The organism is Salmonella sp. SAL04213, assembly GCF_046550535.1.
Taxonomy (GTDB): Bacteria; Pseudomonadota; Gammaproteobacteria; order Enterobacterales; family Enterobacteriaceae; genus Salmonella; species Salmonella enterica.
On record NZ_JBGDXS010000001.1, the window covers coordinates 814,448 to 837,765 of the forward strand.

General features: G+C 53.9%; 18 protein-coding genes and 1 other annotated feature. Of the genes, 7 read left to right on the forward strand and 11 right to left on the reverse strand.

Annotation, left to right across the window (positions count from 1 at the left end; all coding sequences use genetic code 11):
- Nucleotides 1-148 precede the first annotated feature (148 nt).
- Nucleotides 149-1,825: a YbaL family putative K(+) efflux transporter gene (ybaL, locus tag ACLJPQ_RS03990; protein WP_000546209.1), complete on the forward strand. Its 1,677-nt coding sequence runs from the start codon at nt 149-151 to the stop codon at nt 1,823-1,825.
- Nucleotides 1,826-1,873: 48 nt separating this feature from the next.
- Here ybaL and gsk read toward each other — a convergent pair whose 3' ends face one another.
- Entirely contained in the window at nt 1,874-3,178 is a 1,305-nt protein-coding gene (gene gsk / locus ACLJPQ_RS03995; protein WP_000671592.1) for an inosine/guanosine kinase, read from the reverse strand.
- A gap of 152 nt (nt 3,179-3,330) precedes the next feature.
- Between gsk and aes the strand changes: the two genes are divergently transcribed.
- Nucleotides 3,331-4,302 carry an acetyl esterase gene (aes, locus tag ACLJPQ_RS04000; protein ID WP_000801786.1) on the forward strand — a complete coding sequence of 324 codons (972 nt, stop codon included), beginning with the start codon at nt 3,331-3,333 and terminating at the stop codon, nt 4,300-4,302.
- On the opposite strand, the gene hemH is transcribed toward aes, so the two are convergent.
- From hemH to ACLJPQ_RS04040, 8 genes are all read right to left on the reverse strand, one after another.
- Complete coding sequence (gene hemH / locus ACLJPQ_RS04005) at nt 4,299-5,261, reverse strand: ferrochelatase (RefSeq protein ID WP_064043807.1); 963 nt, start codon at nt 5,259-5,261, stop codon at nt 4,299-4,301. The genes aes and hemH overlap by 4 nt on opposite strands.
- A 228-nt stretch (nt 5,262-5,489) precedes the next feature.
- On the reverse strand, nt 5,490-6,134 hold the full coding sequence (gene adk, locus ACLJPQ_RS04010; protein WP_001220237.1) for an adenylate kinase: 645 nt from the start codon (nt 6,132-6,134) through the stop codon (nt 5,490-5,492).
- 240 nt (nt 6,135-6,374) lie between these two features.
- Nucleotides 6,375-8,249, reverse strand: coding sequence for a molecular chaperone HtpG (gene htpG, locus ACLJPQ_RS04015; protein ID WP_001523272.1), 1,875 nt, complete (start codon nt 8,247-8,249; stop codon nt 6,375-6,377).
- Between the two features lie 110 nt (nt 8,250-8,359).
- Nucleotides 8,360-8,965 carry a recombination mediator RecR gene (gene recR, locus ACLJPQ_RS04020; RefSeq protein ID WP_023194514.1) on the reverse strand — a complete coding sequence of 202 codons (606 nt, stop codon included), beginning with the start codon at nt 8,963-8,965 and terminating at the stop codon, nt 8,360-8,362.
- Nucleotides 8,965-9,294 carry a YbaB/EbfC family nucleoid-associated protein gene (locus ACLJPQ_RS04025; protein ID WP_000467098.1) on the reverse strand — a complete coding sequence of 110 codons (330 nt, stop codon included), beginning with the start codon at nt 9,292-9,294 and terminating at the stop codon, nt 8,965-8,967. The genes recR and ACLJPQ_RS04025 overlap by 1 nt, the downstream gene beginning before the upstream one ends.
- A 45-nt stretch (nt 9,295-9,339) precedes the next feature.
- Nucleotides 9,340-11,268 carry a DNA polymerase III subunit gamma/tau gene (gene dnaX / locus ACLJPQ_RS04030; protein ID WP_080184598.1) on the reverse strand — a complete coding sequence of 643 codons (1,929 nt, stop codon included), beginning with the start codon at nt 11,266-11,268 and terminating at the stop codon, nt 9,340-9,342.
- Nucleotides 9,943-10,007: a sequence feature (DnaX frameshifting element), on the reverse strand. (Overlaps the previous gene by 65 nt.)
- Nucleotides 11,269-11,381: 113 nt before the next feature.
- Complete coding sequence (gene apt / locus ACLJPQ_RS04035; RefSeq protein WP_000127350.1) at nt 11,382-11,933, reverse strand: adenine phosphoribosyltransferase; 552 nt, start codon at nt 11,931-11,933, stop codon at nt 11,382-11,384.
- A gap of 152 nt (nt 11,934-12,085) precedes the next feature.
- Nucleotides 12,086-12,463, reverse strand: coding sequence for a DUF454 family protein (locus ACLJPQ_RS04040; RefSeq protein ID WP_001189860.1), 378 nt, complete (start codon nt 12,461-12,463; stop codon nt 12,086-12,088).
- A gap of 68 nt (nt 12,464-12,531) precedes the next feature.
- Between ACLJPQ_RS04040 and priC the strand changes: the two genes are divergently transcribed.
- The 3 genes from priC (at nt 12,532) to ACLJPQ_RS04055 (ending at nt 14,233) form a co-directional block, all read left to right on the forward strand.
- Nucleotides 12,532-13,059, forward strand: coding sequence for a primosomal replication protein N'' (gene priC, locus ACLJPQ_RS04045; RefSeq protein WP_076735411.1), 528 nt, complete (start codon nt 12,532-12,534; stop codon nt 13,057-13,059).
- Nucleotides 13,060-13,072: 13 nt separating this feature from the next.
- The gene (gene rsmS, locus ACLJPQ_RS04050) at nt 13,073-13,240 is read left to right on the forward strand and encodes a pleiotropic regulatory protein RsmS (protein WP_000051161.1); all 168 of its coding nucleotides are present in this window, start codon (nt 13,073-13,075) and stop codon (nt 13,238-13,240) included.
- A 69-nt stretch (nt 13,241-13,309) separates the two neighbouring features.
- Nucleotides 13,310-14,233, forward strand: a complete 924-nt coding sequence (locus ACLJPQ_RS04055) for an Rpn family recombination-promoting nuclease/putative transposase (protein ID WP_080184599.1) — start codon at nt 13,310-13,312, stop codon at nt 14,231-14,233.
- Between the two features lie 41 nt (nt 14,234-14,274).
- On the opposite strand, the gene mscK is transcribed toward ACLJPQ_RS04055, so the two are convergent.
- Both mscK and acrR read right to left on the reverse strand, forming a co-directional pair.
- On the reverse strand, nt 14,275-17,637 hold the full coding sequence (gene mscK, locus ACLJPQ_RS04060; protein WP_000178234.1) for a mechanosensitive channel MscK: 3,363 nt from the start codon (nt 17,635-17,637) through the stop codon (nt 14,275-14,277).
- 118 nt (nt 17,638-17,755) lie between these two features.
- Nucleotides 17,756-18,409 (reverse strand): multidrug efflux transporter transcriptional repressor AcrR, encoded by a 654-nt coding sequence (gene acrR, locus ACLJPQ_RS04065; RefSeq protein ID WP_000101753.1) that lies wholly within the window; start codon nt 18,407-18,409, stop codon nt 17,756-17,758.
- Nucleotides 18,410-18,550: 141 nt separating this feature from the next.
- Here acrR and acrA point away from each other — a divergent pair, with 141 nt between their 5' ends.
- A complete protein-coding gene (gene acrA / locus ACLJPQ_RS04070) occupies nt 18,551-19,744 on the forward strand; it encodes a multidrug efflux RND transporter periplasmic adaptor subunit AcrA (RefSeq protein WP_001039199.1) in 1,194 nt (397 codons plus the stop codon).
- A gap of 22 nt (nt 19,745-19,766) precedes the next feature.
- Nucleotides 19,767-22,916, forward strand: a complete 3,150-nt coding sequence (gene acrB / locus ACLJPQ_RS04075; RefSeq protein ID WP_001132508.1) for an efflux RND transporter permease AcrB — start codon at nt 19,767-19,769, stop codon at nt 22,914-22,916.
- Nucleotides 22,917-23,318: the final 402 nt, after the last annotated feature.

Below are 23,318 nucleotides of genomic sequence, written 5' to 3' on the forward strand. Positions count from 1 at the left end.
CCATACTTATCACTTTTACGTTCCGTGCTCTTTTTGCCTTCAGACGGTATCTTTTTATAAAACACAACCATTTTTTATAAACATCCTGATTGAAATTGTCATAAACTATTACCCGGAGTTTTGGAGTCCAGCAACCAAAGGAGACGGAATGCATCACGCTACCCCGCTTATCACCACCATTGTCGGCGGCCTTGTGCTCGCTTTTATTCTCGGCATGATTGCCAACAAATTGCGTATTTCTCCACTGGTGGGATATCTATTAGCGGGCGTTCTGGCGGGACCTTTTACCCCTGGTTTTGTTGCGGATACCAAACTGGCGCCGGAGCTGGCGGAGCTCGGCGTGATTCTACTGATGTTCGGCGTCGGGCTGCATTTTTCGCTGAAGGATTTGATGGCGGTAAAGTCTATCGCCATTCCCGGCGCTGTCGCTCAGATAGCGGTGGCGACGCTGCTGGGTATGGCGCTTTCCGCCGTGCTGGGATGGTCATTAATGACCGGCATCGTTTTTGGGCTCTGTCTGTCTACCGCCAGTACCGTCGTCCTGCTGCGCGCGCTTGAGGAGCGGCAACTCCTTGATAGCCAGCGCGGACAAATCGCCATCGGCTGGCTGATTGTCGAAGATCTGGTGATGGTGCTGACGCTGGTCTTGCTGCCCGCCGTTGCCGGCATGGTGGAAAAAGGCGATGTCGGCATAGCCTCGCTGACGGTCGATATGGGGATAACCATTGGTAAAGTGGTGGCGTTTATCGCCATCATGATGCTGGTCGGACGCCGCCTGGTGCCGTGGATTATGGCCCGCAGCGCCGCCACCGGCTCGCGCGAATTATTTACCCTTTCCGTACTGGCGCTGGCGTTAGGCATTGCGTTTGGCGCGGTAGAACTGTTTGACGTCTCTTTTGCGCTGGGCGCGTTCTTCGCTGGAATGGTGCTTAATGAGTCGGAACTGAGTCACCGGGCGGCGCACGATACGTTGCCGCTGCGCGACGCCTTTGCCGTCCTGTTTTTTGTTTCCGTCGGCATGTTGTTCGATCCGTTAGTCTTGATTCAACAGCCGCTGGCGGTGTTGGCGACGCTTGCCATTATCGTCTTTGGCAAATCGATCGCTGCGTTTTTCCTGGTGCGTATGTTCGGCCACTCGCCGCGAACCGCGCTGACCATTGCCGCCAGCCTGGCGCAAATCGGCGAGTTCGCCTTTATTCTCGCCGGACTCGGCATGGCGCTCAACCTGCTGCCGCAAGCGGGACAGAACCTGGTGCTGGCAGGCGCTATTTTGTCGATTATGCTTAATCCCGTACTGTTTACCCTGCTGGAGAAGTATCTGGCGAAAACCGAAACGCTGGAAGAGCAAACTCTGGAAGAGGCTATCGAAGAAGAGAAGCAAATTCCGGTGGATATCTGTAATCATGCCCTGCTGGTGGGTTTTGGCCGCGTAGGCAGTCTGCTGGGCGAAAAATTACTGGCGGCGGGGATTCCGCTGGTGGTTATCGAAACGTCCCGTACCCGCGTGGATGAACTGCGCGAACGCGGGATTCGCGCCGTGCTGGGCAACGCCGCTAACGAAGAAATCATGAATCTGGCGCATCTGGACTGCGCCCGCTGGCTGTTATTGACCATCCCCAACGGTTACGAAGCCGGTGAGATTGTCGCCTCAGCGCGGGAAAAAAGTCCTGATATCGAGATAATCGCCCGCGCGCACTATGATGATGAAGTGAAATATATTACCGAGCGAGGAGCCAATCAGGTAGTGATGGGCGAGCGAGAAATTGCCCGGGCGATGTTGGAACTGCTTGAAACGCCGCCCGCAGGTGAAGTCGTCGCCAGTTAAGGGTTTGCCGGACGGCCCGATGCGCACAGCGCCATCGGGCAAGCCAGATTAGCGATCCCAGTACGACTCTTCCAGGCTGTCCTCACGCTCCGGCAGCCCGCGTGTCAGACGCGGAGAATGCTGGTTCAGTACCTGATAACTGACACGGTTAGCATATTTACACACCTGCGCCAGCGACGAATAGGTCAGCCAGGTGAATTTGTGCTTACTGGAGTTCGGTACGTTGCTACGATGGTAACTGTTCGCCGTAATATCGTGCAGCAGCGCCGCCAACGCGCCATCGCCCGCGCCGTTGGTGTTCATGATTTTTTCCGGCCCGCCCATATACGGCGCAATATGCGAATAAACGCGCAGCGGATTAATACAATCTTTATGGCGCATTGCCCGGCTAAATTCATACTGGTTAAATTCAGCAATAGCCCCTGGCAGCAGCGGATGCTGGGTTTTACGTTTTGCTTCCTCTTCGGTGAAGCCCGCCATATATAACCCTATCGGCCCGGCGGTGCATAACACCAGGTCGACCCAGTCCAGCGCCTTATCCGCCGCCAGCAGCGGGTCGTTTTCGCCGGTCAGCGCTTCCGCTTCTTCTTCATTCATTGCCAGAATCGAGACATTCTCTTTGAGAAACGCCTGCCACCACTGCGGATTATCGGCGATCACAAATTTGGTGCCCAGCGTCATGACAACCGGCACGTTATGCTTTTTCGCGTATTCGATCGCTTTCATCGTCGCGTCAGGCATCGGTTCGCCAGGCTTACAGCGCACCAGATATGAGGTCAACACCAGCGCGGAAGCGCCAGCGATCACCGCTTCCGGAATACTTTCCGCCCGTAACTGATTCATATGGCCGGGGCTGATAGCGAAGGTACGCTCGCCGGATTCGCCAATCAGCGTGAAACAGCGGCCAATCGGGCCATCTACCGCTTGCAGATAATTCAGGTCGGTACGGCTGGAAGTATTACACAGGTAGCGATAAGCGTAGCTGCCAATCTCAATGTTGCTGCACATCACGCCCAGTAACACCGAACGGTCATCCGCCAGTACCGAGTAATTATGCATCGTATTGCCTATAGTGCCGCCAGCAAACTGATGGGTGATCAGATTTTCCCGCGTCAGTTCCTGATACAGCTTCTCCGCCACCTCGTCTTCTATCACCAGAGAATGCCCGGCGCTTAATCCATAGCGTGTAATAAAATCGTCATCCACTTTCGCCTCAATATCCACCAACGTCTGGTCGATACCGACGACCCAGGAGGCGTTGGTTTCCTGTTCTGGCTGAATTTGTTGCAACAACGGGTCACGCGCATTGACGGGAAAATAGTGTTTGGATTTACGTTTACCGGGAAATTTCATGATTGTGCTTACGGATGAATAACGGAGCGCTGCATGGTAGCACATTCCCCCCGCTGCGCGCGACGGACGATGGCGTTTCAATATCGGACGACGAGATCGCAGTTTCTCCAGCCGCGTTTTTTACAATGGTTCACTTTCACAAGGAGCGTTTTATGAAGCCGGAAAATAAAATTCCCGTACTCACCCGACTGTCTGACGAAATGACAGCCGTCGTAAACTTCCAGCAACCAGGCCTTCCCCCCTGGCCTGCCGATGGCGATATTGAGACCCAGCGTCAGTATTATCTTCTTGAGCGCCGTTTCTGGAATGCCGACGCGCCGTCCATGACCACCCGCACCTGCGCCGTCCCTACGCCTTATGGCGATGTAACAACCCGGCTCTACTCGCCGCAGCCGACCAGTCAGGCCACCTTATACTATCTGCACGGCGGCGGATTTATCCTCGGTAACCTGGATACGCATGACCGGATAATGCGTCTGCTGGCGCGTTATACCGGCTGCACCGTGATCGGTATTGATTATTCGCTGTCGCCGCAAGCGCGTTATCCGCAGGCCATTGAAGAAACCGTCGCGGTATGCAGCTACTTCTCTCAACATGCCGATGAATACTCGCTCAACGTGGAGAAAATCGGTTTCGCCGGAGATTCCGCAGGCGCCATGCTGGCGCTTGCCAGCGCGCTCTGGCTACGTGATAAGCACATTCGCTGCGGTAACGTTATCGCGATTCTGTTGTGGTATGGGCTGTATGGGTTGCAGGATTCGGTAAGCCGCCGTCTGTTCGGCGGCGCGTGGGACGGCCTGACGCGTGAAGATCTGGACATGTACGAAAAGGCCTATCTGCGTAACGATGAAGATCGGGAATCGCCCTGGTATTGTCTATTTAATAACGATCTCACGCGCGATGTGCCGCCCTGCTTTATTGCCAGCGCGGAGTTTGATCCGCTCATTGATGACAGCCGCTTGCTGCACCAGACATTACAGGCGCACCAGCAGCCCTGCGAATACAAAATGTATCCCGGCACGCTGCACGCCTTTCTGCACTATTCGCGAATGATGACAATCGCCGACGATGCCTTGCAGGACGGCGCACGCTTCTTTATGGCGAGGATGAAGACGCCGCGTTAACGGTACGGCGCCGTGAGTTTCAGCATCATATCAATATGTTCCGGCGTCGCGTTCAGCGCCGGAATGTACGCATATTTTTTACCGCCCGCTTCAAGGAAAATCTCGCGGTTCTGTTCCGCTATCTCTTCCAGCGTCTCCAGACAATCCGCGGCAAACCCCGGACACATGACCTGAATATGGCCAGTCCCCTTTTCACCCAACATTTTTAGCGTTTCATCGGTGTACGGCGTCAGCCACGGTTCACGGCCAAAGCGCGACTGGAACGTCATCATTACCTTTTCCGGCGGCAGTCCCAATGCGGAAACCAGTTCGCGCGTGGTATCGCGACAGCGCTGCGGGTAGTCATCGCCTTCATCCGCATAACGTTGTGGAATGCCGTGATAAGAGAGCAGAAGCACATCCGGCTCGCCGTGTCTGGCGAACGACTCACGCGCGCTTTTCGCCAGCGCATCGATATAAGCGCCGTCATCTGCGTAATCGCGAATAAATGAGATACCGGGAATACGACGTTTACGCGCCAGTATCCGCCCCAGTTCGTCCCAGACTGCGCCCACCGTTGAGCAAGAGTATTGCGGGTACAACGGCAGCACGACGATATGGTCGACGTCGCTTGCTAACAGCTCATCGATAGCGCTTTCCAACGAGGGCGAGCCGTAGCTCATCCCCAGCGCGACGGGCGTGTCTGGCAACCGCGCGGCCAGCGCCTGTTGCTGTTCGCGGCTATATACCATGAGCGGCGAACCGCCATCCATCCAGATAGATTGATAGAGTTTCGCGACGCGCGGCGAACGCAGCGGTAAAATAACGCCACGCAGCAGCGGCCACCACAGCAGACGAGGAGTATCCACCACGCGTCTGTCGCTTAAAAATTGTTTCAGGTAGCGCTTTACCGCTTCAGGAGTTGGGGCATCTGGCGTGCCAAGGTTAGCCAGCAGGATACCGGTTTTCGTCTGACGCATTGCCGCCTCTTATCTATTCAAATTGTTGATAATTGTAGCGGAAAAGCGATAAAGAAGAACTAATTGCTGCGAGAGGTAAGACGAGAATTTGCCGAATGGCGCTCACGATGCCAGTAGGCCGGATAAGGCGTTCAGGCCGCCATCCGGCACCGATTGCCTGATGGCGTTACGCTTATCAGGCCTGCGGGATAATGGCAGGCCTGATAAGCGGTTCACTACGCGAAAAAATTAACCGAGGATTTTTTCCAGCGCTGCGCGCACGTCGGCAACGGCCTGCGTACCGTCAACTTTTGCGTATTTGGTGTTGCCCGCTTCCGCTTCTTTCTGGTAGTAGCCAATCAGCGGCGCGGTCATCTGATGATATTCCACCAGACGTTTGCGAACGGTCTCTTCCTGATCGTCTTTACGGGTCGTCAGATCTTCGCCGGTGACGTCATCTTTGCCTTCCACTTTCGGCGGATTAAACTTTACGTGGTAAACGCGGCCAGAGGCGGCGTGTACGCGACGGCCCACAATACGGTCAACGATCAGTTCGTCCGGTACGTCGAATTCCAGCACGTAATCCACGACAATACCCGCTTCTTTCATCGCGTCAGCCTGCGGGATCGTGCGCGGGAAACCGTCCAGCAGAAAACCGTTACGGCAGTCTTCCTGGGCGATACGCTCTTTAACCAGCGCAATCACCAGTTCATCGGTCACCAGTTTACCGGCGTCCATGATATCTTTCGCCTGTTTGCCCAACTCGGAGCCTGATTTCACTGCGGCGCGCAGCATATCGCCAGTGGAGATTTGCGGAATACCATATTTCTCCATGATGAACTGAGCCTGAGTTCCTTTACCCGCGCCCGGAGCGCCAAGCAGAATAATACGCATTACGAAAATCCCCTCAAAGGTTGTCGATATTTTTTAAAAAGCGCTAAACGATACCACCATCACGCATTTCGCTCAAGGAAGCTGCCTGATGCTGAAACGGTTAACGAAGAGAAATCCAGAAAAGAGAAGGTATTATAAAAAATGCCGGATGGCGCTGGCGCTTATCCGGCCTACAAACAGTACTCGCCGTAGGCCGGATAAGATGCTTCGCGTCGCTATCCGGCAATCAGATGAGCGTTATCAGGACACCAGCAACTGGTTCATACGGCGGATAAACTGGTTCGGATCTTCCAGCGTACCGCGTTCAGCGAACAGCGCCTGATCCAGCAGCAGCTCGACCCACTCTTTAAACTGCGCTTCATCCTCGGTATCGGCAGTGCGTTTAACCAGCACATGATCCGGATTGAGCTCAAAGATGTATTTCACTTCCGGCACGGACTGACCGGCCGCGGCGAACAGTTTCGCCATCTGGGTGCTCATTTCATCCGCATCGGTGGTGACAATCGCCGGCGTGTCGGTTAAACGATGCGTCAGACGCACCTCTTTCACGCGATCGCCCAGCAGGGTTTTGACACGCTCCACGAACGGCTCAAGCGCCTTTTCCGCTTCTTTCGCGTTTTCGTCGACTTCATCCGCCAGTTTTTCGATGGACTCATCGGCTTTAGCGACCGACTGGAATGCTTTACCGTCAAACTCGGTCAGGTAGTTCATCATCCACTCGTCAATGCGATCGGAGAGCAGCAGCACTTCGATGCCTTTCTTACGCAGCAGCTCCAGGTGCGGGCTGTTTTTCGCCGCCGCATAGCTGTCTGCGGTGATGTAGTAGATTTTTTCCTGCCCTTCTTTCATCCGGGAGACGTAATCTTCCAGCGACACGGTCTGGGCGGAAGAGTCGGTATGGGTGGAGGCAAAGCGCAACAGTTTAGCGATCGCTTCCTGGTTGGCGTGATCTTCCGCCGGGCCTTCTTTCAACACCAGACCGAACTGTTTCCAGAAGGTTTGGTATTTTTCCGCGTCGTCTTTCGCCAGTTTTTCCAGCATTTGCAGGACGCGTTTGGTCAGAGCGCTACGCAGATTACGCGTTACCGTGCTGTCCTGCAGGATTTCACGGGAGACGTTCAACGGCAGGTCATTAGAATCAATCAGGCCGCGCACGAAACGCAGATAGTTCGGCATGAACTGCTCGGCATCGTCCATAATGAACACGCGCTGTACGTACAGCTTCAGACCATGTTTGTGATCGCGGTTCCACAGATCCCACGGCGCCTGCGACGGGATATACAGCAGGCTGGTGTACTCCTGCTTACCTTCCACGCGGTTGTGGCTCCAGGTCAGCGGATCGGTGAAATCATGCGCGATGTGCTTGTAAAACTCGTTGTACTCGTCGTCTTTAATTTCCGACTTGTTACGGGTCCACAACGCCTGGGCCTTGTTGATTTTCTCCCAGGAAATCACGGTTTCGCCGTCTTTTTCTTCCCGTTTTTCAATCTCTACCGGCAATGCGATGTGATCGGAATATTTACTGATAATTGAGCGTACGCGCCAGTCATCGAGGAATTCATCTTCGCCTTCACGCAGGTGTAAGGTGATTTCCGTACCACGGTCATTTTTGGTGATATCGGCAACGGTGTATTCGCCTTCGCCTGCCGATTCCCAGAACACGCCATTTTCCGGCTTGTCGCCTGCCGCACGTGTACGTACGGTCACTTTATCGGCTACAATAAACGCGGAGTAGAAGCCTACGCCAAACTGACCAATGAGCTGGCTATCTTTCGCCTGATCGGACCCCATTGATTCGAGGAAAGATTTGGTGCCGGACTTGGCAATGGTGCCTAAGTGGTCAATCACCTCATCACGATTCATCCCCACGCCGTTATCGGCAATGGTCAACGTACGCTTATCTTTATCGAAAGAGACGCGCACACGCAGCTCGCCATCTCCTTCATACAGGTCCGGGTTTGACAGAGCGCGGAAACGCAGCTTGTCCGCCGCATCTGAGGCGTTAGAGATGAGTTCACGCAGGAAGATTTCTTTATTGGAATAAAGAGAATGGATCATCAGGTGCAGAAGTTGTTTAACTTCTGACTGAAAACCACGCGTTTCTTGTCCTTTCATGTGGATAGACCTCAACAATGCCATTTTTAATGGTAAAAATACGTTGAGGGTGAGATGGGGACAAGCGGGTGTGATTTCAAGCGGAGGCCGCGAATGCCGCCTCCGTTTGTTCAGAAAATAATCTTATGACGTCCCGCCAGTGAGTGGGACAGCGTCGTACCGTCGACCATCTCCAGTTCGCCGCCAACCGGCACGCCGTGGGCGATACGACTGGCTTCGACGCCGGCCTCCGCGCACAGCTCGGCAATATAGTTCGCGGTAGCCTCTCCTTCAACCGTCGGGTTGGTCGCGAGGATCAGCTCACTGATTTTTTCTGACGCCAGCCGCTGTTCCAGACGATCGAGACCGATATCATCCGGCCCGATGCCGTCCAGCGGCGACAGGTGGCCCATCAGCACGAAATACCGCCCGGAAAATTGCCCGGTCTGCTCAATGGCGTAGATATCCGCAGGACTCTCCACCACGCAAATCTGGCCGTTTTCCTGACGCCGCGGGTTCGAGCAGATATTACAAACCTCCTGCTCGGTAAAGGTGCGGCAGTCGGCGCAGTGGCCGATTTCCGACATCGCCCGGGTCAGCGCCTGCGCCAGGCGCATTCCGCCGCTGCGATCGCGCTGCAACAGGGTAAACGCCATCCGCTGCGCCGACTTAGGGCCAACGCCCGGAAGGCAGCGCAACGCTTCCATAAGCTGAGTTAACAGCGGACTGGTTTGCATCAGAATGGCATCTTAAAGCCTGGCGGCAGTTGCATACCGGAAGAGACGGAAGCCATCTTCTCTTTTTGCGTCTCTTCAATGCGGCGCGCCGCATCGTTGAAGGCCGCAGCGACCAGATCTTCCAGCATCTCTTTGTCATCTTCCAGCAGGCTTGGGTCAATTTCCACGCGGCGGCAGTTATGCGCGCCGTTGATGGTAACCTTCACCAGACCCGCGCCGGATTCGCCGGTCACTTCCAGCTGCGCAATCTCTTCCTGCATTTTCTGCATTTTTTCCTGCATCTGCTGGGCCTGTTTCATCAGATTGCCCAGACCGCCTTTTCCAAACATAAGCTCTCTCTCTTGATGGTTCACAATCGCAAGCCGGGCTTACGATCAAATGGGGCGGATACTCTCTTCATCCAGCTCGGCGTCGAAGAATCGACGCAGCGTCTGAATGTTATTATCCGCAATAATTGACTCACGCGCTTGCGCGAGTTTCTCTTCATAAATGGCCTGACGCCATTCCAGCGGCGTACGCACCGCGGGATTATCATCTTCAACGATGGTCAGTTCAACCGTCGTTCCCGTCAGATCGCTGAGCGCTTGCGCCAGCTTTTGCTGCGCGCCACTGGAATTGAGGTGCCGCTGCGTCGAGCGCAGATGCAGACAAACCGCGTTGCCGTTCTGCTCCTTCCAGGCATTGAGCGCCACCTGCTCCACCAGCTTAGGCAAAGAAAGCTGGCTTACCTGCGCCGCCCACGGATCGCGCTCAATCGCTTCCGCCGCCAGTTTAGCCGCCAGCTCCGGCGTTTTTTCATGCTCCAGAGCTTTCTTAAGCGCTTTTGGCGTAGCCACCACTTCTTTGGTTTGCACTACCGGCGTGGTGGCCTTCCAGCGATAAGCCTCTTTCTTTACTGGCGCCGTTTCCAGCGCAGACGGCGCCGGGCGCGCCTGTACGCGCTCCGAAACCGAGGCCAGCCGCTCCAGCGCAGAGTTATTCACCGGCCGCGCGCGGGATGCGGCTGCCGGTTCACTCTTTTTTGTTTTGGTTACTCCCTGCGCGCGCTGTAGCTGATTGCGCGCCGCCAGCACCTGACTGGTAGACGCTGGCAGCGGCGCTGGCGATGTCTGCGGCGCGGGCGCCGACGGCTGCTGCACCTGCGGCGGCGTCATTACCGCCGTTGGGGCCACGGGCGCAAAAGACTGCCGCGGCGTTTCAGGCTCCGGCAAGGGCATACGCGGGTGAAACGCCAGCGCACGCAGTAACGTCATTTCAACGCCCATCCGCCGGTCCGGCGCCCAGGGCAATTCTTTGCGACCAATCAACAACGTCTGATAGTAGAGCTGAAGATCGCCGGGAGGCACCGTCCGGGCAAGTTCGCGCATCCGTTGCTCGATAGCCGCCATATCGCTGCCTAACGCGGCAGGCGAAAGTTGCACCATCGCAATACGGTGCAGCAGGTTAAGCATTTCGACCAGCAGCGCTTCCCATTCAATACCGCGCGCCGCCGCCTCGTTGATAAGCGACATGACGCGTTCGCCGTTAGCGTCAACCACTGCCTCGACTAATGACAAAGCCTGGTCGTCGTCCAGCGTACCGAGCATGGCGCTTACCGCCTGCGTCGAAACCTGCCCGTCGCCGCTGGCGATCGCCTGGTCAGTCAGACTTAATGCATCGCGCAGGCTGCCGTCAGCCGCGCGTGATAACAACTGCAACGCGCGGGGTTCGTGAGCGATATGTTCCTCATTGAGAATATGCTCAAGCTGATGGCGAATCTGTTCAACATCCAGCGCTTTGAGATGAAACTGTAGACAGCGCGACAAAATGGTCACCGGCAGCTTCTGCGGATCGGTGGTCGCCAGTAAAAATTTCACATGCGCTGGCGGCTCTTCAAGCGTTTTAAGTAGCGCATTAAAGCTGTGGCGCGACAGCATGTGGACTTCATCGATCAGATAGACTTTAAAGCGACCGCGCGCAGGCGCGTACTGGACGTTATCCAGCAGGTCGCGGGTGTCTTCGACTTTGGTACGCGATGCGGCGTCAATCTCAATGAGATCGACAAAACGCCCCTGCTCAATTTCCCGACAGTTATCGCAAACGCCGCACGGCGTCGCGGTAATACCGGTTTCGCAGTTCAGCCCCTTCGCCAGCAGTCGGGCGATAGAGGTTTTACCGACGCCGCGCGTGCCGGAAAAAAGATATGCGTGATGAATGCGCCCTAACGACAAGCCGTTCGCCAGTGCGGTCAGCACATGTTCCTGGCCGACGACGTCAGCAAAGGTTTGTGGGCGCCATTTTCTGGCTAAGACCTGATAACTCATTGGCAGGCTCTGAAACGCTGGAAGGTGGATTCATAGAAGGGTAATGCTAACACAACCTCGCCGATACAGCGAGGTTGTCTCTCTGGCTAAAATAGCAGTGCGGATAGCCTGAATCAATGCCCTGGAAACGGCACCAGGCTATAACAGGTAATCCCCTGCTTTTCCAGACGCTGCTCGCCGCCCAGATCGAACAAATTGATGATGAACGCCGCATCGGTGACTTTCCCGCCCAGACGACGGATCAGCTTCACGGTCGCCTCAATGGTGCCGCCAGTCGCCAGCAGATCGTCCACGACCAGCACGTTGTCGCCAGGTTTAATCGCGTCGACATGGATTTCCAGCTGATCGGTGCCGTACTCTAATTCATAGGTCTCGGCAATAGTTTCACGCGGTAATTTGCGCGGTTTACGTACCGGAACAAAACCAACGCCCAGCCCAAGCGCAACCGGAGCGCCAAACAGGAAGCCACGCGCTTCGGTGCCGACCACTTTGGTGATACCCGCATTTTTATAACGCTCAACCAACAGTTCAATACTGAGCGCGTAGGCTTTCGGGTCTTCCAGTAAGCTGGTGACATCACGGAAAAGAATGCCCGGTTTCGGGTAATCCTGAATGCTTTTGATGCTGTTTTTGAGAAACTCAAGCTGCTGTGCAGTCGCGGTCATGGATATATGCCTGCTAAGTACGGTGTTACTCACGGCGCAATACTTTTCGGTCAGGGGTAACGCTCGGTTACTCTTTGACCGCCTGCGCCTGTGCTCGAAAACGGTCGAATTTACTGGCTGTGAACGACAATTGCAACAGCGATTCGTGTGCTTCAGCGCTTTTGTTGCTTTTCATCAATCACCGGTATCCGCCACATAAAAATCAGCAGGCAGGCCAAAATAACCAATAGCAGCACCCGCACCCACATCATATTCACCAGCCACAGCGATATACCAAAGGTCAGCAATATCAACGCGATCGCTCGCGGTTTAGCTCCCGGCGGCATGGCCCGATAGCGCTGCCAGTGGCGCAGATAACCGCCAAACCATGAACGGTATAACAACCAGGCATGGAAACGCGGCGACGAGCGGGCGAAACACCAGGCCGCCAGTAAAATGAACGGCGTAGTCGGCAACAGGGGCAAAACCACGCCCAATGTCCCTAATACTACCGCCAGCCAGCCAATGATGATTAAAATAGTACGTTGCATAATGCGAATCGTTATCAAACAGAAGGCTACTGTAGCACAGCCTGTCTTATTTTCATCGGGGTGTTGAATTGAAAACCGCTATGCTGTTACAGACGCTGGAAGAGAGGCTGGCGACGCTACGCCAACGCTGCGCGCCGCTGGCGCAACATGCGACGTTAAGCGCGCGCTTTGACCGACACCTTTTCCGTACCCGCAGTACTCTGTTGCAGGGATATCTGGAAGAGGCAGGCGCCAATCTCGTCGCGTTGCGTCAGGCGGTAAAACATGAGCAACTGCCGCAAGTCGCCTGGCTGGCGGAACATCTGGCTTCGCAACTGGAGGCGATATCGCGTGAAACCGCCGCCTGGTCGCTGCGCCAGTGGGACACCGCCGCGCCAGGGCTTGGCCGTTGGCAGCGCAGACGAATACAGCATCAGGAGTTTGAACGTCGACTACTGGCGATGACACAGGAGCGCAAAATTCGTCTGGCGCAAGCGACCGGCCTTGTCGAACAACAAACGCTGCAAAAGGAAGTCGAGATCTATGAAGGACGGCTGGCGCGCTGCCGACATGCGCTGGAGAAAATAGAAAACGTACTGGCGCGTTTAACCCGTTAATCCTGGAGAAAGTATGTCGCTTGAAAATGCCCCTGATGAAGTCAAACTGGCCGTGGATTTAATTGTGCTGCTTGAAGAGAATCGCTTACCGGCACGAACGGTGCTACGCGCGCTGGAAATAGTTATGCGTGATTATGAAAACAAGTTAAAAAGTACGGAAGACGACTCGCAAACAGAGTAATTGCCCCCTGGTTTGTCCTCGTTGTCGCTGACAGAGTGGTCGCTACAGTCAGGCAACAAAGGACGGGGCATGGAACGTCTACCCACCACGCCGCACGATGCGGTATTTCGACAGATGCTGATGCAAAAAGAGGTCGCCCGCGACTTTCTGGCTCTCCACATGCCAGAAGACTTTCTTGCAATCTGCGATCTGGATTCACTGAAGCTGGAGTCGGGGAGTTTTGTTGAAGACAATTTACGCAGCCGCTATTCAGATATTCTCTACTCTCTGCATACCCAACACGGCCCCGGGTATGTTTACGCGCTCATTGAACATCAGAGCAAATCAGACCGGCTGATGGCTTTTCGCCTGATGCGGTACGCCATTGCCGCCATGCAGCGTCATCTGGATGCCGGTCATGATACCTTGCCGCTGGTGGTGCCAATCCTCTTTTATCACGGTCCGGAAAGCCCGTGGCCCTATAGCCTTAACTGGCATAATATGTTTGTGAAACCGGATATGGCGAAGGCCTTATACAGCCGCGATTTTGCGCTGGTCGACCTGACGACAATGCCGGATAATCAGCTTTTGCAGCATCGGCGGATAGCGATGTTAGAGCTCCTGCAAAAACATATTCGTCAACGCGATTTAAGCGAACTGCTCGACCCCCTTATCACGCTTTTAACGCAGGATTATTTGACGGACACGCAGCTCAGTGTACTAATCAACTATATGTTGAAAGCAGGAAACGCCGCAGAACCCGGGGCGCTAATTCGTCAACTGGCGCAGGGCGCGCCGCAGTATAAGGAACAACTGATGACAATAGCGGAATGGCTGGAAGAAAAAGGCCGAACGGAAGGGTTGCAAAAAGGCCTTGAGCAAGGGTTAGCACAAGGCCGTGAGGCCGAAGCGCGCGCTATTGCCCGCAAAATGCTTGCCAACGGGCTGGAACCCGGGCTCATCGCCAGCGTCACCGGCATTACGCCGGAAGAGCTTTCTACGCTGTCGCATTAGCGGCGCCGCGCGCACTCATAAAGCGCGCGGCCCACCGCCTTTTAGCTTGCCGTAGGCGCCAGATCGCCGCCGTTGAGATCGCGCTTCACTTCAGTGACTTCGTCGCCCTTCGCGTTATGCAGATGCACCTCAAGCTGGTTAAAGGCGATATTAATATCATTTTCACGGCACAGTCGATCGATCGCGCGGTTCAGTTCATCCACCGTATGGCTACGATCGCGCAATTCACGCACATACAGACGCAGTTCATGATCCAGAGTGCTGGCGCCAAAGGTGGTGAAGAATACGGCAGGTTCCGGATCGTGCATCACCTTCGGATGCTCCATCGCCGCCTGTAGCAGGACTCTTTTCACTTTTTCCAGATCCGAGCCATAGGCCACGCCAAGCCGGATAACCAGACGGGTCGTGGTATCGGAGAGGGACCAGTTAATCAGCCGCTCCGTTACGAACGCTTTGTTCGGAATGATCACTTCTTTACGATCAAAATCGGTAATAGTGGTGGCGCGAATACGAATCTTACTGACCGTGCCGGAATAGGTGCCGATCGTTACCGTATCGCCAATGCGTACCGGACGTTCGAAGAGGATGATTAAACCCGAGACAAAGTTACCGAAGATCTCCTGTAGCCCAAAACCGAGACCCACCGACAACGCCGCCGCCAGCCACTGAAGTTTATCCCACGAGACGCCGAGCGATCCGAATACTGTCATCGCGCCAACAGCGATAATGACGTAGTTAAGGATCGTGGTGATCGCATACGAAGCCCCCTGGCGCATATTCAGACGTGAAAGCACCAGCACTTCCAACAGGCCGGGTAAGTTGCGGATGAGCGCCCAGGCCACCATCGCGGCAATAATGGCGAATAACAAGCTGCCCATCGTCACGCTTTTCACCACCGCAGCGCCAGCTTCGGAGCCGTTGTAGTGCCACAGCGTGATGCTATCAAGGTAGCTGAATACGGTGATCAAATCGGACCAAATCGCCCAGAACATAACGCCGAACAGGGCAAGCATTAGCAGCATCGTGATACGTAATGTTTGCTGGTTAATCTGCTCCAACGCGATGGTGGGTTCTTCCTGTGGCTCCGCGCCTTCCGCTCCCTCTTTTACCAGGTTCTGACGACGAGCCAGCGCGCGTCGCCAGGCAATCCGGCGCGCCGCTACGCTTAACCCGCGCAGCACCGTTTGATAAAGCAGGTTCCAGATAATGACCAGATAGACGGTTTCAATCCAGCGCCCCGCCAGGCGCAGGGTGGTATAGAAATAGCCGGTCGCCGTTAATACCATTAACGCCACCGGAATAATGGAAAGAATCGTCACGGTCACCAGTCGAATGCCGTGAGATTCTTTATCGCGCCAGCTTTCCCGGCACAGTGGCCACACCAGCAATGTTATGACCAGCAGATTGAGGAAAATAACCGCCTGCCCCAGCACGTCATCCATCAGATTCAGCGGCGACAACTCCGCCACCACAGACCAAAAGTGCAGCGGCAGCAATGCGAGGCTAATGCGTACAATCTGGCGACGCCAGTGGCTGGTCAACTGCGCTGGCATACCGAAATGGCGTATTGCCACGCCCTCTTTTTCCAGCACCTTCCAGCACAGCCCAAAGACCAGCCAGAACATTGCGAGCTTTTTACTAAAGGCCCAGAGCAGATCGCTGATATTTAGCTGCATGGTCAGCAGGATCAGTCCAAGCGCGAGGATAATCAGGCACACCGGCAGCGCGCGGATCAGATCGATCAGAATAGCTTTTGGCGTATTGAGCTGACTATCGTTACGCAACGATCCCACGGCGGCGGCCAGCTTCTGTTGATACGCTTTTAACCATTTCAGACGCCAGCGGATTAAACCGGCGATGAGCAAGAGCGGCAACCCGGCCAAAAAAGCAATAAATACCGCGGGCCAGGCTTTTTGCCAGTTCACCGTGATTTTCATGGCGCTGAATTGCTCTTTTAACGTTTGGGGGAACGCTTTAAGCCAGTCCCAGTCCATAGGGCGGTTACTGTTCACCCAAAAAATCTGCTGCGTCAGAATGGCTTTCAGATTTTTCGAGACGCTCATCAACTGCTGCTGGTTAACTTGCAGGTTAATCGCCATCATCAGCTGGTTACCCAACTGTTTATTTAGCTGATCCAATAGCTCACGGCGCATCTCCACCACCTGAAGCAACGCATCATGAACTTCATCATTCACCTCGCTGGTATGCCCCTCCTCCAGCTTGTCGACAAAGGCATCGCTTTGGAATAAGGCATCACGCTGCTGGTTGATTTCAAACTGTTCCAGACGCAAATCCGCAATGCGGTTGGTCATATCTTCGAGTTCGTCGGCGGAGGGCAGGGTTTGCTGCTGTTGATAAAGAATACGCGACAGCAACAGGCTGCCTTTTAAGACGGCAATCTGTTCTTTGATATTTCTTTCCGACTGCAGCGCGCGATCGAGCCAGTTTTTTACTTTAATGTTTTGCTGCATCAACATATTGCCGTTTTCGGTCGCGACAATCAGACGCTGGCTGAGTTGATGGTTAATATCCAGTTCCTGTTTTACCAGCGGGTTCGCCTGGATACGCGCCGTTTCGTCCGGCGAAATGGCCTCCTGGGCCGTTTTTTCCGTTAGCGTAAGTCGTTTACTGTTGACCGCCTCCTGTAAAAGTTGAAGCTGATGTTCAAGGCGATTACTGTTGGCCGTCACGTAATCCCGCTGTTTTTGCAGGGTGTCCTGCAAAACGGTATTCCCTTCAAGACTCTTACGTTGCTGGTCGATCTGCGCATTAAGCAGCGCCTGTTGTGCCTGTAATAACACCTGTTGGCTGGGGCGAAGCGCGGCTTCGCCGACGTTATTGCCGTCCAGACGGTTACGGATTTGCTGTATTTGCTGTGAGGCGGTATACATGGCGTTTTGCACGCGCTCAGGCTGGGTCTGTAGCGAAACAAGCTGGCTGTTATAAGCGGCAAGATCGTTTTGCGAATTTTGCAAATCATCCAGTACCTGCGCCACGCGCAGCTCAAGCTGACGTAGCGAAAGCGCACTCAGCGTTTTTCGCATTTCATCATCATTATCGACGTCGCTCAGCGCATTCAACGCAGCCGTCGCCTGACGCATTTTTTCAGGCGCCTGCGCCACCTTCTGCCGTAGCTGTACGGTCTCCTCTTTCACCCGCTCGATTTTATCCAGCGTAGCTAACGTATCAATAAGGTCCTGCTGGACGAGCTTATCCTGGGCGGAGAGATCTTTTTGCTTATTCAGCGTATCCAGCTGGTTTTGTACATCCGCTTTTGACGGCAGGTCGCCATTCGTTTGCCCCCGGGCAAATGCCAGAGACTGACAGGACAGCAGGATAATAAGGACGCTAATTGTAATAAAAACAAAATGCTGTGAACGTTTATAAAGCTGCAACATAGTCATGAGAATGAAGTGTCTGAACCGGCAAGCAGACCGGAAATAATTGAGTCGCAAGAATATCACGCCTGTAACAAACAGAATAGCGACACAGAAAATGTCCAGGAGTTTTCCTGGAATATTATCAGGGGGAGCCGTTGAACGTCGACGCGCGCAGCGTCGGACACAATTGATACATCTCCAGCAGGATCGTGACGTAGGCGCGAGCTTCTTTTTTTAAATCAAACGATTGCGGAGCAAATAACCAGTTTTCCATGAGCCCTGAAATAAAGCTGCGCATCAGTATCGCCGCACGACGGGTCAGCAGATTTTCAGGCAGCATTTTAGCATTAATACAATGTTTTAACGTTTGTTCAATCCGATCGTAACTTTCCAGACAAAGGCTACGTTGCGCCTGTTGAACCACAACCATTTCTCCGACAAACTCACATTTATGGAATATAATCTCCATCAATAAGCGGCGTCGTTCTTCTGTTACAGTAGCTTCAAGAATATGAACTAAAATTTCTCTTAATACAGATAGTGGATCGTCGGGGAATTTTGCCTGATACTCAATCTCAAGCTCACCAATATTGGATTCTGATAGCTCCCAGATCTCACTGAATAAATCCGACTTATTTTTGAAATGCCAATAGATTGCGCCGCGCGTCACGCCAGCAGCGTTCGCAATCTCCGCCAGCGAGGTTGCCGATACGCCTTGCTGCGAGAACAAACGCAGGGCCACATCCAGGATGTGTTGTCGTGTCTCCAGCGCTTGTTGTTTGGTTTTTCGTGCCATATGTCGGTGAATTTACAGGCGTTAGATTTACATACATTTATGGATGTATGTACCATAGCACGACGATAATATAAACGCAGCAATGGGTTTAAGGACCTTTGACCATTGACCAATTTGAAATCGGACACTCGAGGTTTACATATGAACAAAAACAGAGGGTTAACGCCTCTGGCGGTCGTTCTGATGCTCTCAGGCAGCTTAGCGCTAACAGGATGTGACGACAAACAGGACCAGCAAGGCGGCCAGCAGATGCCAGAAGTTGGGGTTGTCACACTAAAAACGGAACCACTGCAAATCACAACTGAACTTCCGGGTCGTACCGTTGCTTACCGTATCGCCGAAGTTCGCCCGCAGGTAAGCGGCATTATCCTGAAGCGTAATTTCGTTGAGGGAAGTGATATTGAAGCGGGAGTCTCTCTCTATCAGATTGATCCTGCGACCTACCAGGCGACTTACGACAGCGCTAAGGGCGATTTGGCAAAAGCGCAGGCCGCCGCGAATATCGCTGAACTGACGGTGAAGCGTTATCAAAAGCTGCTGGGTACGCAGTACATCAGTAAGCAGGAATACGATCAGGCGCTGGCTGACGCACAACAAGCGACTGCCGCCGTTGTCGCAGCAAAAGCCGCCGTTGAAACCGCACGTATCAACCTGGCATATACCAAAGTCACCTCGCCGATTAGCGGTCGTATTGGTAAGTCATCCGTAACGGAAGGCGCGCTGGTACAGAACGGTCAGGCGTCGGCGCTGGCGACAGTGCAGCAGTTGGACCCTATTTATGTCGATGTGACCCAGTCCAGCAATGACTTCCTGCGCCTGAAGCAGGAGCTGGCAAATGGTTCGCTGAAACAGGAAAACGGCAAAGCGAAGGTCGACCTGGTGACCAGCGACGGTATCAAATTCCCGCAGTCCGGTACGCTTGAGTTCTCCGACGTGACCGTTGACCAAAGCACCGGGTCTATTACTTTGCGCGCCATCTTCCCTAACCCGGATCACACCTTATTGCCAGGAATGTTCGTTCGCGCACGTCTGCAGGAAGGGACAAAACCGACGGCATTACTGGTTCCACAACAGGGCGTTACCCGAACTCCACGCGGCGATGCCACGGTGCTGGTGGTTGGCGCTGATAACAAAGTGGAAACCCGCCAAATCGTCGCAAGCCAGGCGATCGGCGATAAGTGGCTGGTGACTGACGGGTTGAAAGCGGGCGACCGCGTAGTCGTCAGCGGGCTGCAAAAAGTACGTCCTGGCGCACAGGTTAAAGTGCAGGAAATTACCGCGGATAACAAACAGCAAGCCGCAAGCGGTGATCAACCTGCTCAGCCCAGGTCTTAACTTAAACAGGAGCCGTTAAGACATGCCTAATTTCTTTATCGATCGCCCTATATTTGCGTGGGTGATCGCCATCATCATCATGTTGGCAGGGGGGCTCGCGATCCTCAAATTGCCGGTAGCGCAATATCCGACGATTGCGCCACCAGCAGTGACGATCTCCGCAACCTACCCTGGCGCTGATGCGAAAACGGTACAGGATACCGTCACGCAGGTTATCGAACAGAATATGAACGGTATCGATAACCTGATGTATATGTCCTCCAACAGTGACTCCACGGGGACCGTGCAGATCACGCTGACCTTTGAATCCGGCACCGATGCGGATATCGCGCAGGTTCAGGTTCAGAACAAGTTGCAACTGGCAATGCCGTTACTTCCCCAGGAAGTACAGCAACAGGGCGTGAGCGTTGAGAAGTCCTCAAGTAGCTTCCTGATGGTAGTGGGCGTCATTAACACCGACGGCACCATGACCCAGGAGGATATTTCGGATTACGTTGCCGCCAATATGAAAGATCCGATCAGCCGTACCTCTGGGGTGGGCGACGTCCAGCTGTTTGGTTCGCAGTATGCGATGCGTATCTGGATGAATCCGACAGAGCTGACCAAATACCAACTGACGCCGGTCGACGTGATTAACGCGATCAAAGCGCAGAACGCCCAGGTCGCGGCAGGTCAGCTCGGTGGTACGCCGCCGGTTAAAGGCCAGCAGCTTAACGCATCGATTATTGCCCAAACGCGTCTGACCTCAACGGATGAGTTTGGCAAAATCCTGCTGAAGGTGAATCAGGATGGCTCTCAGGTTCGTCTGCGGGATGTAGCGAAAATTGAGCTTGGCGGCGAAAACTACGACGTCATCGCGAAATTTAACGGTCAGCCAGCGTCAGGTCTTGGCATCAAACTGGCTACCGGCGCCAACGCGCTGGATACCGCTACCGCTATTCGCGCCGAACTGAAAAAAATGGAACCGTTCTTCCCGCCAGGGATGAAAATCGTCTACCCATATGACACCACGCCGTTCGTGAAGATCTCTATTCATGAAGTGGTAAAAACGCTGGTCGAAGCGATTATCCTCGTGTTCCTGGTGATGTACCTGTTCCTGCAGAACTTCCGCGCGACGTTGATTCCGACTATTGCGGTTCCGGTGGTGTTGTTAGGAACCTTTGCCGTGCTTGCGGCATTCGGTTTCTCGATAAACACGCTGACGATGTTCGGGATGGTGCTCGCCATCGGCTTGCTGGTGGATGACGCCATCGTGGTGGTCGAGAACGTCGAACGTGTTATGACGGAAGAAGGCCTTCCGCCGAAGGAAGCGACGCGCAAATCCATGGGCCAGATTCAGGGCGCATTGGTGGGTATCGCGATGGTACTGTCGGCGGTATTTATTCCGATGGCCTTCTTTGGCGGCTCAACCGGGGCAATTTATCGTCAGTTCTCTATCACCATCGTATCGGCGATGGCGCTGTCGGTGCTGGTCGCGCTGATCCTGACGCCCGCGCTGTGCGCGACGATGCTCAAACCCGTCGCCAAAGGCGATCATGGCGAAGGGAAAAAAGGCTTTTTCGGCTGGTTTAACCGCCTGTTTGATAAGAGCACGCATCACTACACCGATAGCGTAGGGAATATTCTGCGCAGCACCGGGCGTTATCTGCTGCTCTATCTCATTATCGTCGTCGGTATGGCTTATCTGTTCGTTCGTCTGCCAAGCTCTTTCTTGCCGGATGAAGACCAGGGCGTATTCCTGACAATGGTCCAGCTCCCCGCCGGCGCGACGCAAGAGCGCACGCAAAAAGTGCTGGATGAGGTCACGGATTACTATCTGAACAAAGAGAAAGCCAACGTTGAATCGGTATTCGCCGTCAACGGCTTCGGTTTTGCAGGGCGCGGTCAGAATACCGGTATTGCATTCGTGTCGTTGAAAGACTGGGCCGATCGTCCAGGCGAAAAAAACAAGGTTGAAGCGATTACCCAGCGGGCAACCGCAGCGTTTTCACAAATTAAAGATGCGATGGTCTTCGCCTTTAACCTGCCGGCGATTGTTGAACTGGGCACCGCAACCGGGTTTGACTTCGAGTTGATTGACCAGGCGGGACTTGGTCATGAAAAACTCACCCAGGCGCGTAATCAGTTGTTCGGCGAGGTGGCGAAATATCCTGATCTGCTGGTCGGCGTTCGACCTAACGGTCTGGAAGATACGCCGCAGTTTAAAATCGATATCGACCAGGAAAAAGCTCAGGCGCTGGGCGTGTCTATTAGCGACATTAATACCACGCTGGGCGCAGCATGGGGCGGCAGCTATGTAAACGACTTTATCGATCGCGGTCGTGTGAAGAAAGTTTACGTGATGTCCGAAGCGAAATACCGCATGTTGCCGGATGATATTAACGACTGGTACGTTCGTGGTAGCGATGGTCAGATGGTGCCGTTCTCCGCATTCTCCTCTTCCCGCTGGGAATATGGTTCGCCACGTCTGGAACGCTATAACGGTCTGCCTTCGATGGAAATTCTGGGTCAGGCGGCGCCAGGCAAGAGTACTGGTGAAGCGATGGCGATGATGGAAGAACTGGCCAGCAAGCTGCCGTCAGGCATTGGGTATGACTGGACCGGGATGTCCTACCAGGAGCGGTTGTCCGGCAACCAGGCCCCTGCTCTGTATGCTATCTCGCTGATCGTCGTCTTCCTGTGTCTGGCGGCATTGTATGAGAGCTGGTCTATCCCGTTCTCCGTAATGCTGGTTGTTCCGCTTGGGGTTATCGGCGCGCTGCTGGCTGCCACCTTCCGCGGACTGACTAACGACGTTTACTTCCAGGTGGGCCTGCTCACAACCATTGGGTTGTCGGCGAAGAACGCGATACTTATCGTCGAATTCGCCAAAGACTTAATGGATAAAGAAGGGAAAGGTCTGGTAGAAGCGACGCTGGAGGCCGTCCGGATGCGTTTGCGCCCGATTCTGATGACCTCGTTAGCGTTCATGCTGGGGGTTATGCCGCTGGTTATCAGTTCCGGCGCGGGTTCCGGCGCGCAGAATGCGGTAGGTACTGGCGTACTGGGCGGGATGGTAACGGCAACCGTACTGGCTATTTTCTTCGTACCGGTCTTCTTCGTGGTGGTACGCCGCCGCTTTAGCCGTAAAAGCGAAGATATTGAGCATAGTCATTCGACAGAACATCGCTGATTTGCTCACTGTTGATAAGGCCGCGCAAGCGGCCTTTTTTACGCAAAAATCATAAAATACGCTTATTGTTAGATTGATTATTTTTTGCCATATTAATAAAAGGTATAATCCTTACTACGTTAAAGGCTTTTCTTAGGAAAGTTGGCCATTTCTTAATTCAGCCATTAATTAAGAAATATTAAGAATATTCCTGGCTATTTTCTCCTGTCAGAGTCTATTGTTTTAGCCTGAAAAGCTAAAAAACGTTAACCCAATGATTACACAAACAATAAAACTGGTTCCTTTTTAGGCGACCGACGATCACTGTTAAAATTCGAAAAAGTATGGCAACACGCGGCTTTCACGCAATTGTAATTTTTCGTAATATGACGATGAAAAGTTTTTTAGAGTAGATTATAGTTA

Excerpts from the sequence above, each read along its gene's own strand:
- ybaL (WP_000546209.1), top strand. The coding sequence starts at position 149 with ATGCATCACGCTACCCCGCTTATCACCACCATTGTCGGCGGCCTTGTG.
- mscK (WP_000178234.1), bottom strand. The coding sequence starts at position 17,637 with ATGACTATGTTGCAGCTTTATAAACGTTCACAGCATTTTGTTTTTATT.
- rsmS (WP_000051161.1), top strand. The coding sequence starts at position 13,073 with ATGTCGCTTGAAAATGCCCCTGATGAAGTCAAACTGGCCGTGGATTTA.
- ACLJPQ_RS04055 (WP_080184599.1), top strand. The coding sequence starts at position 13,310 with ATGGAACGTCTACCCACCACGCCGCACGATGCGGTATTTCGACAGATG.
- apt (WP_000127350.1), bottom strand. The coding sequence starts at position 11,933 with ATGACCGCGACTGCACAGCAGCTTGAGTTTCTCAAAAACAGCATCAAA.
- ACLJPQ_RS04025 (WP_000467098.1), bottom strand. The coding sequence starts at position 9,294 with ATGTTTGGAAAAGGCGGTCTGGGCAATCTGATGAAACAGGCCCAGCAG.
- acrB (WP_001132508.1), top strand. The coding sequence starts at position 19,767 with ATGCCTAATTTCTTTATCGATCGCCCTATATTTGCGTGGGTGATCGCC.
- recR (WP_023194514.1), bottom strand. The coding sequence starts at position 8,965 with ATGCAAACCAGTCCGCTGTTAACTCAGCTTATGGAAGCGTTGCGCTGC.
- acrA (WP_001039199.1), top strand. The coding sequence starts at position 18,551 with ATGAACAAAAACAGAGGGTTAACGCCTCTGGCGGTCGTTCTGATGCTC.
- gsk (WP_000671592.1), bottom strand. The coding sequence starts at position 3,178 with ATGAAATTTCCCGGTAAACGTAAATCCAAACACTATTTTCCCGTCAAT.
- ACLJPQ_RS04040 (WP_001189860.1), bottom strand. The coding sequence starts at position 12,463 with ATGCAACGTACTATTTTAATCATCATTGGCTGGCTGGCGGTAGTATTA.
- dnaX (WP_080184598.1), bottom strand. The coding sequence starts at position 11,268 with ATGAGTTATCAGGTCTTAGCCAGAAAATGGCGCCCACAAACCTTTGCT.
- aes (WP_000801786.1), top strand. The coding sequence starts at position 3,331 with ATGAAGCCGGAAAATAAAATTCCCGTACTCACCCGACTGTCTGACGAA.
- hemH (WP_064043807.1), bottom strand. The coding sequence starts at position 5,261 with ATGCGTCAGACGAAAACCGGTATCCTGCTGGCTAACCTTGGCACGCCA.
- acrR (WP_000101753.1), bottom strand. The coding sequence starts at position 18,409 with ATGGCACGAAAAACCAAACAACAAGCGCTGGAGACACGACAACACATC.
- adk (WP_001220237.1), bottom strand. The coding sequence starts at position 6,134 with ATGCGTATTATTCTGCTTGGCGCTCCGGGCGCGGGTAAAGGAACTCAG.
- htpG (WP_001523272.1), bottom strand. The coding sequence starts at position 8,249 with ATGAAAGGACAAGAAACGCGTGGTTTTCAGTCAGAAGTTAAACAACTT.